Genomic DNA, 7,262 nt, shown 5'->3' with positions numbered 1-7,262 from the left:
AAATTGGTAAATAATAAAAGCGAATAATATGTCAGGTGTTAGCAGAAAAACTTCTATAAGTATAAAAGGACTTGATGAGTTTAGAAAAACTTTAGAAGAACTAGGAGGCGATTTTAAGAAGGCTATAAAAGCAGGGGCTAGGAAAGCAGGAAATGAAATAGCAAAAGAAGCTAATGCAGAGGCAAAAAGCAGAGGCTGGAGTGAAGATAAATATTATGATGTAAAAGAAAGAAAATCATCAAAAGGAAGCGACACTTCAGTAGCTATAAAGGTGGGAACATTAGAAAAAAAAGGAGGAGGAGTTCCTCAAAAAAATAAAATAAAATGGTATAAAGAGCAGGGAGACAGATATTATGTACGCTTCCCTGAATATGGGACAATTTATCAGCCTCCTCAGCCTCTTTTAATTCCTATTTTTGAAAGTAAAAAAAATGTTATAGAAGAATATATAAAACAAAAATTACAGCAATCAATAGATAAGGCGAATAAAAAGAATAAATAACGAATGCGAGGCACAAAGCAAATTTATTTGCTTTGTATTTATAGCCGAGCAGGGGTATAACAATAATGATTGAGAATGCTATATATACAATACTTAAAGAATTAACAAAAGATAAAGCAGATGGAGTTTATTTAGATTTTGTTAATGACTCAAAAATAGATAAAGAGAAAATATATATAGTTTATTCTTTAACAAGCAGCACACCGTATTATGATTTTGAATACGGCAGGAATGTTTATCAAATATCTGTATATTCTAATGATTTGAGTAAAGCATTAAATATACAAAGAGAAATAGGAAAACATTTCACTAATTTAAAAACGATTATTGAAGATACAGAAATATGCGGATGTGATATTTCAAATGAAACACATAACTATACTGAAGGTTTTTATCAGGCTGTAAGCATAGTAAATATATTATATAAATATTAATTAAAGGAGATATTATGAGTCAAACAAGCGTTCAAAATAAAAAAACAATAAGATACGGAAGCTCTAAGGTTTTAATTGGAGATAGATTTGATAAACTTACAGACATAGGAGCGGCACGCAGCGTTGCTATGAAAGAATCTATGTCTACAGCAGATATAGAAAGCGACAATGCAGGAACTATAGCTACTTTACAGACTGAACATAAAATGGAATTAACACTTGACAGCTTGGAAGTTAATTTCAAAAACTATGCTATGGCAAGAGGCGGCATAGATAATATAGATGAATATGATGGTAAAACAGAAGTTACAAAACAGTATATAGTAGAATCGGATACATATAAAAGAGGAGAAGAAATAAAAGTTCCATTTAAAAATGCAGACGGAAGTGAAGTAACAATAACTAAAGTAGAAAAGAAAAACTCTTCAGGAAATATTTTAATAGAAGAAACAAGCTATGAAAAAATAGGAACTAACGGAATAAAAATTACAGACAATAAAATATCTCCTAGCACAGATACTTTAATTATTACATATACAAGAACTATGCCTAAAATGGTACGCATGACAACAGGCGGAAAAAGTTCTACAATAAAACCTAAATGCATAATGATAGTTAATACTAATGCTGAAGGTAAAGAATTAAGAATATACTTACCTCAGGCTTCAATAGCAGGAGGCTTAGAGTTTAGCTTCCCTTCCGATAAAGCACAGGATGTATTAATAGGAAAATTGAGTTTCTCAGCAACTTTAGCAGGCAGTCAGAAAAGCGGAGAACAGCTTGCATGGTATGAAGATGAACAGTCTGTAAATGATGATGCAGAAGATGAAGTTATAAAAGAGGAACTTACTTTAGAAGCAAACAAGGAAAGTTTAGATTTGAAAATTGGAGAAAATCCTACGATAGGTCTCACAAGTAATGCTGATACTATAGAGCATACATTAGAACCTGCTGAGCAAGATTTTTTTGATGCTGAATATTCAAATAAAGTGTTTACCATAACAGGAAAGAAAGCAGGCAGTGCTGTATTAAAAATTATAGCTAAAAAAGCTGGATGTGAAGATAAAATAATAAGTATACCAATTAATGTGGCAGAAGCTCTTACCTTATCAGCTAACAAGGAAAGTTTAAATTTGAAAATCGGAGAAAATCCTACGATAGGTCTCACAAGTAATGCTGATACTATAGATTATAGCTTAGAACCTTCTGAGCAAGATTATTTTGATGCTGAATATGCGGATAAAGTGTTCACTATAACAGGAAAAAAAGCAGGAAATGCGGTATTGAAAGTAGTAGGTAAAAAAGCAGGCAATGAAGATATAACACTCAGCATACCAATTACTGTGGCAGAAGTTCTTACTTTGGAAGCTAACAAGCAAAGTTTAGACTTAAGAGTCGGAGAAAAACCTACAATAAATCTTACAAGCAATGCTGATGAAATAACATATTTAATAGAGCCAGAAGAACAAGGCTTTGTTGATGTTGAATATAATGACACAGATAAAATCTTCACTGTTACAGGTAAGGCAGCAGGCAGTGTAACATTGAAGATAACAGCTAAGAAAGCAGGCAATGAAGATAAACAATTAGACATTGTTATTAATGTGGCAGCTTAATAAAAAAATTAGGAGGAAGTAAAGCTTCCCTATGATCTTTTTTTTTTTTGGGGAAAGTTTGAATAATAATTATGGAAATAGTAATTACAGATTTAGAAGAGTTTAGTAAAAAGAAAGCTGTTTATGCGAAACTTGGAGATTATAACATTAATGTTAATGATATATCTCTTAAGATATCTCTTAAACTAAATGAATATTACAGGCAGGTAAAAGATCTTGAAGATATTGATTCAGAACAAGTAATTAATGAGATAGTAATTCCTATTATACAAAGATCGCATCCTGATGTTAGTAAAGAAAAAATATTCGAAGATTTTAATTATGATCAGTTAATGAAAATAATGCAAATGGCATTTGAATCTTATCTTCGAGCAGGCAGTGATTCAAAAGAAACAAAAGAAAGTGAATCAGATCAAGGTGTAAATAATAAAAAAAAAGAAAGCTAATAAAAATAGAACTAATAAAATTGTTGGCACATCTAGCTCATAGTTATGGCTGGACAGAAGACTGTATGATGGAGATGAGTTTGCAAAGACTTTTGCTCTATTATACAGCTTCGTTAAATTTACCTTACATAATCGAAGTTGAAGAAGAAACAAAGGCAGATAATAATGTAACGGAAACAAAGCAGGGAAATAAAACTATAAGAAGAGAAAAGCAAGGTCTTTGGGAAATAGAAACAATAATAACGGATAATTAAATAAATGAGTAGCTTAAATGTTAGTATATATGCAGATGCTTCTCAGGCTATTGAAGCATTTGGAAAACTTAAAGATAAAACAACCGATTTAGAAAGAGGTTTTGATAAGATAGGAAAGTCTTTTGATAAGTTCGGTTCTTTAGCTACTAAAAGTTTAACTGTTCCAATAGCGGCAGGAACAACAGCTTTTGCATTAGCAACTAAAAAAGCTACTGATTTTGATAATGGAATGCGTGAGGTTCTTACGCTTCTTCCTAAATTAGGGAGTGAAGGTTTTGAAGCTTTAAAGCAGGAAACTTTGGCTTTTTCTAAAGAAATCGGAAAACTACCTGAAGAAGTAGTACCTGCTTTATATCAATCACTTTCTGCAGGAGTTCCTAGAGAAAATGTATTTGACTTCTTAAAAACAGCAGCTGAAGCTTCAGTTGCTGGTGTTGCTGAATTAGAAACGTCAGTAGACGGACTTACTTCAGTGACAAATGCGTATGGAACAGAAGTTCTTAATGTTAATAGAGCTTCGGACATAATGTTTCAAACTGTAAAGCTTGGAAAAACTGATTTCACTCAGTTATCAAAATCTTTATTTAATGTAATTCCTACGGCTTCAGCGTTAGGTGTTCAGTTTGAAGACATAGGAGCTGCTATTGCCGTAATGACTGCACAAGGTACTCCTACCTCTGTTGCAACAACACAGATTAGGCAGGCACTAGTTGAGCTTAATAAAGAAGGTACAGCTGCTGCTATTATGTTCCAAGAATTGACAGGACAAACTTTCAAAGAGTTTATAGCAGAAGGCGGTACACTTCAGGAAGCTCTTCAAATTATGAGTGAAGCAGCTGCTAAAAATAACAAAGATATTTCTAGTATGTTCAGCAGTGTTGATGCAGGAAATGCTGCTTTGGCATTATCTGGAAAGAATGCTAGTAAGTTCAAAGATGCTCTAGATCAAATGAATAATTCAGCAGGTGCTACAGCTGAGGCATTCAAAAAAATAGATGATGGTCCAGCAAGACAGTTTGAAAAAATAAAAGCAGAACTTAGTGCTTTAGTAATAGAGCTTGGAAACAGCCTTCTTCCTGTTGTTAATGAAGATTTACTTCCTGTTATAAGAGATAAAGCAGTTCCTATTGCTGAAAAAATGATTCTTACTATTATATCTTTAATAAAAACATTCAGCGATTTGCCTGCACCTTTGCAAGCGGCAAGTGTAGGATTTGTTTCTTTAGCAGCAGGTTTCGGTCCTGCATTAAAAGGAATAGTAGGACTTTCAAAAGGATTAACAGAAGCTAAGAAAACTATATCAGATTTTAAAAATGCGGTATCTACATTAAAAACATCTGCAAGTTCTATTCAAGGATTAAGCACAGCTTGGAAAGCATTAAATACAGTAATGGTTGCTACTCCTATTGGAATTGTTACAGCAGTTAGTGCAGGTCTTGCAGCATTAGCAGTAAATGCCTATAAAACAGGACAAGAAATAAGAAGATTAAAAAAAGAGCTTTATGATAATTCTACTGCAGATACAGCTGATTTAATGGGATTAAATAGAGAAGCTGATGATATAGCTTTACTATTTAGAGAATATAATAATTTAGCAAAAGCAAAAAATCTTGATGCAAAGGAAACAAAAAGATTAAATGAATTAACAGAAGAACTTACTTCATTGTTTCCAAATCTAAAAACAAAGATGCTTGATGCATACAGTGTTATAGATGCTAGAAAAGCTAAAGATGAAGATTTTATGACTTCAGAGGAAGCCGAAAAACTAGCTAGAGCAATTGAAAATCATAACAAAGTAAAAGAAGAGTTAAAAAAAGCAGAAGAATATTATAAGAAAGGAATACATCAGGATTTAAATGTATTAGATGCTGCACATGCAGTTATCCCAGAGAAATTAGAAGAAGCTAGAAAAGAAGTTGAAAAATGGAAGTCTCAGGATGAGGCATTAGGTGCTGAGATTACTAGATTAAATACAAGCATTAAAAAAAGAAAAGAGCTTTCAATAGACGGCATTAGTATAACAGATAAAGAGATAGAAGCGAATAATAATTTATCTAAATCTACTAAAGATAAAACAAAAAGCTATGAAGATTATTTGACTTTACTAAAAAAAGCAGAGGCAGATGAAAACAGAAGAGTCGGCAACCTTCGAAATATGGGAGCTGAAATAAGCGATGCTGAAGCTCTTGAAGCTAAAAAAGACAAAGTAGGTGCTATAATTGAAGAAATGAGTACAGTACTAAACTTAAATGCTAATCAAATAAAGTATTTAAGTGATAACTACGGATACGCATTAGAAAATATAAAAACTGACAGATTTTCAGAATTAGTAAAAGAAATAGAAGACAGTATATCAGCTTATGAAAGAGGAGTTGAAATATCTGAGGAGTTCGGCGATAAAATAAGCGAAGCCGAACAGCAGGCGCAAAAGAGCGAAATAGTAAGAAGCGGCATAGAGAGCATAACAAACGAATTAGAACTTACAACTGAACAAGTAGAAATATTAAAAGAGAAGTTCGGAGAGCTTTGGAAAACACCTACTCAAAGTTTTGCTGATTATTTTAGTGCTAATTGGCTTCAAATGCTTAATGACACTATAGGCTATACAAGCGATTTTTATTCTTCTATACAGGAAATGAAAATACAAGCTATAGAGTTTGAAATAGAAAAAAATGAGGAAAGAAAAGAAGCAGCATTAGAAGCGATAGAAGAAGAAAAAAAAGCAAGACTTGAAGCTATAGGAATAATGGAGAACTCTCAAAAGCAGAGTTTATTAAAAGAAATAAAGCAATTACAAAATAGGCAGAAAGTTGCTTTAGGACTTTATGAACAAGAGAGAATAAAAGCAGAGCTTGAAGAGAAACAAAAAGAACTAGCTAAAATACAAATAGAAGAAGAAGCCAAAGCTAAACAGATGGAAGTAGAAAAAAACTACAATAATGAGAAGATGAGGCTTGAATATAATGCCCAGATGGAAAGCTGGAAAATGTCTTTAGTTCAGGCGTCAGCTTCTATAGCACAAGCCGCCATAAGTGCATTGGCATCAGCTATGAGTGCTGGTCCTTTTCCAATGCCTTTAATAGCCTATGCAACTTTAGCAGGAATTATTGCGGGCGGTGCTGTTAATTTGGCAACATTATCCCAAGCTAAACCGCAAGAACCTAAATATTTGGCAAAAGGCGGACTTGTAGAAAGAAGAAACGGAGGAATTAATGCTGTAATCGGAGAGGGAGTAAACGATGAAGCTGTTATACCTCTTGAAGATAGAATATTGTCAAAAATAGGCAGTCAGATTTTTGAAGCAAGCAAAGGTGAAGACGGTAGTTATTATGCTGATACAAAAACTTCAGAAACTATATTCAATCAGCCTGTTTATTTAATGCTTGACGGCAAGATAGTAGCAAGCACAATGCTTAATTTAAGCAAACGAGGTGTAAAAGTTGTAAGCCAGAGAGGTATACTATAAGAGGAGGAAGTGAGTACGAGCCTCCGAGTAATTTCATTACTCGGAACTTTTTGGCGAGTACGAACATAGCAATAATATGAGACTGTTATGGGATAATATTTTTAATAATTTTGAATATAATTTCTCTAGTGAAGATGATTTCTTTCCTATTTCTAATATGTTTAATTATCAAACTCTTGAAGTTGGAAAATTTGCAAGTGAAACTGAAGGAAGTTTAACACTTAAAGGAAACGGCATTATAAATGAAATAGCTGTATTTAATACTAATGCTGATAAAATAAGATTAGAAATAATTGATATAAAAAACAATACTTTAATATATAATATTAATATTATAAATAAACAGGCTATTCATAATATATCACCTATAGAGTTTAGAAATATAAAAATAACTTTCACTAAAAAATCAGACGTCAATATACTTGAATGCGGATATTTTATTATAGGCGAAGGAGTAGATTTTCCTGTGCACGATAAACAAAAAACGCATACTATAAATTATACTCATAATCAATATTTTTCTTTAACAGGTCATTATTTTTAT

Annotated in this window: 6 protein-coding genes and 1 pseudogene; all 7 read left to right on the top strand. The window is 32.4% G+C overall.

Annotation, left to right across the window (positions count from 1 at the left end; all coding sequences use genetic code 11):
• The first annotated feature begins 28 nt into the window (after positions 1 to 28).
• Positions 29 to 502: an HK97-gp10 family putative phage morphogenesis protein gene (locus T324_RS0104770; RefSeq protein ID WP_028329189.1), complete on the top strand. Its 474-nt coding sequence runs from the start codon at positions 29 to 31 to the stop codon at positions 500 to 502.
• Between the two features lie 65 nt (positions 503 to 567).
• Positions 568 to 936, top strand: coding sequence for a hypothetical protein (locus T324_RS0104765; protein WP_028329188.1), 369 nt, complete (start codon positions 568 to 570; stop codon positions 934 to 936).
• 14 nt (positions 937 to 950) lie between these two features.
• A complete protein-coding gene (locus T324_RS16765; protein ID WP_245580630.1) occupies positions 951 to 2,552 on the top strand; it encodes a hypothetical protein in 1,602 nt (533 codons plus the stop codon).
• A 71-nt stretch (positions 2,553 to 2,623) separates the two neighbouring features.
• Positions 2,624 to 2,998 carry a hypothetical protein gene (locus tag T324_RS0104755; RefSeq protein ID WP_028329187.1) on the top strand — a complete coding sequence of 125 codons (375 nt, stop codon included), beginning with the start codon at positions 2,624 to 2,626 and terminating at the stop codon, positions 2,996 to 2,998.
• 20 nt (positions 2,999 to 3,018) lie between these two features.
• Positions 3,019 to 3,252, top strand: a complete 234-nt coding sequence (locus T324_RS0104750; protein WP_245580629.1) for a hypothetical protein — start codon at positions 3,019 to 3,021, stop codon at positions 3,250 to 3,252.
• A gap of 4 nt (positions 3,253 to 3,256) precedes the next feature.
• Positions 3,257 to 6,718, top strand: a complete 3,462-nt coding sequence (locus T324_RS0104745) for a phage tail tape measure protein (RefSeq protein WP_028329185.1) — start codon at positions 3,257 to 3,259, stop codon at positions 6,716 to 6,718.
• Between the two features lie 76 nt (positions 6,719 to 6,794).
• Positions 6,795 to 7,262: pseudogene (locus T324_RS0104740) on the top strand (hypothetical protein); the annotation flags it as partial.

This window comes from Brachyspira alvinipulli ATCC 51933 (assembly GCF_000518245.1).
Classification (GTDB): domain Bacteria; phylum Spirochaetota; class Brachyspiria; order Brachyspirales; family Brachyspiraceae; genus Brachyspira; species Brachyspira alvinipulli.
This window is presented reverse-complemented; position numbering and strand designations above follow the sequence as displayed.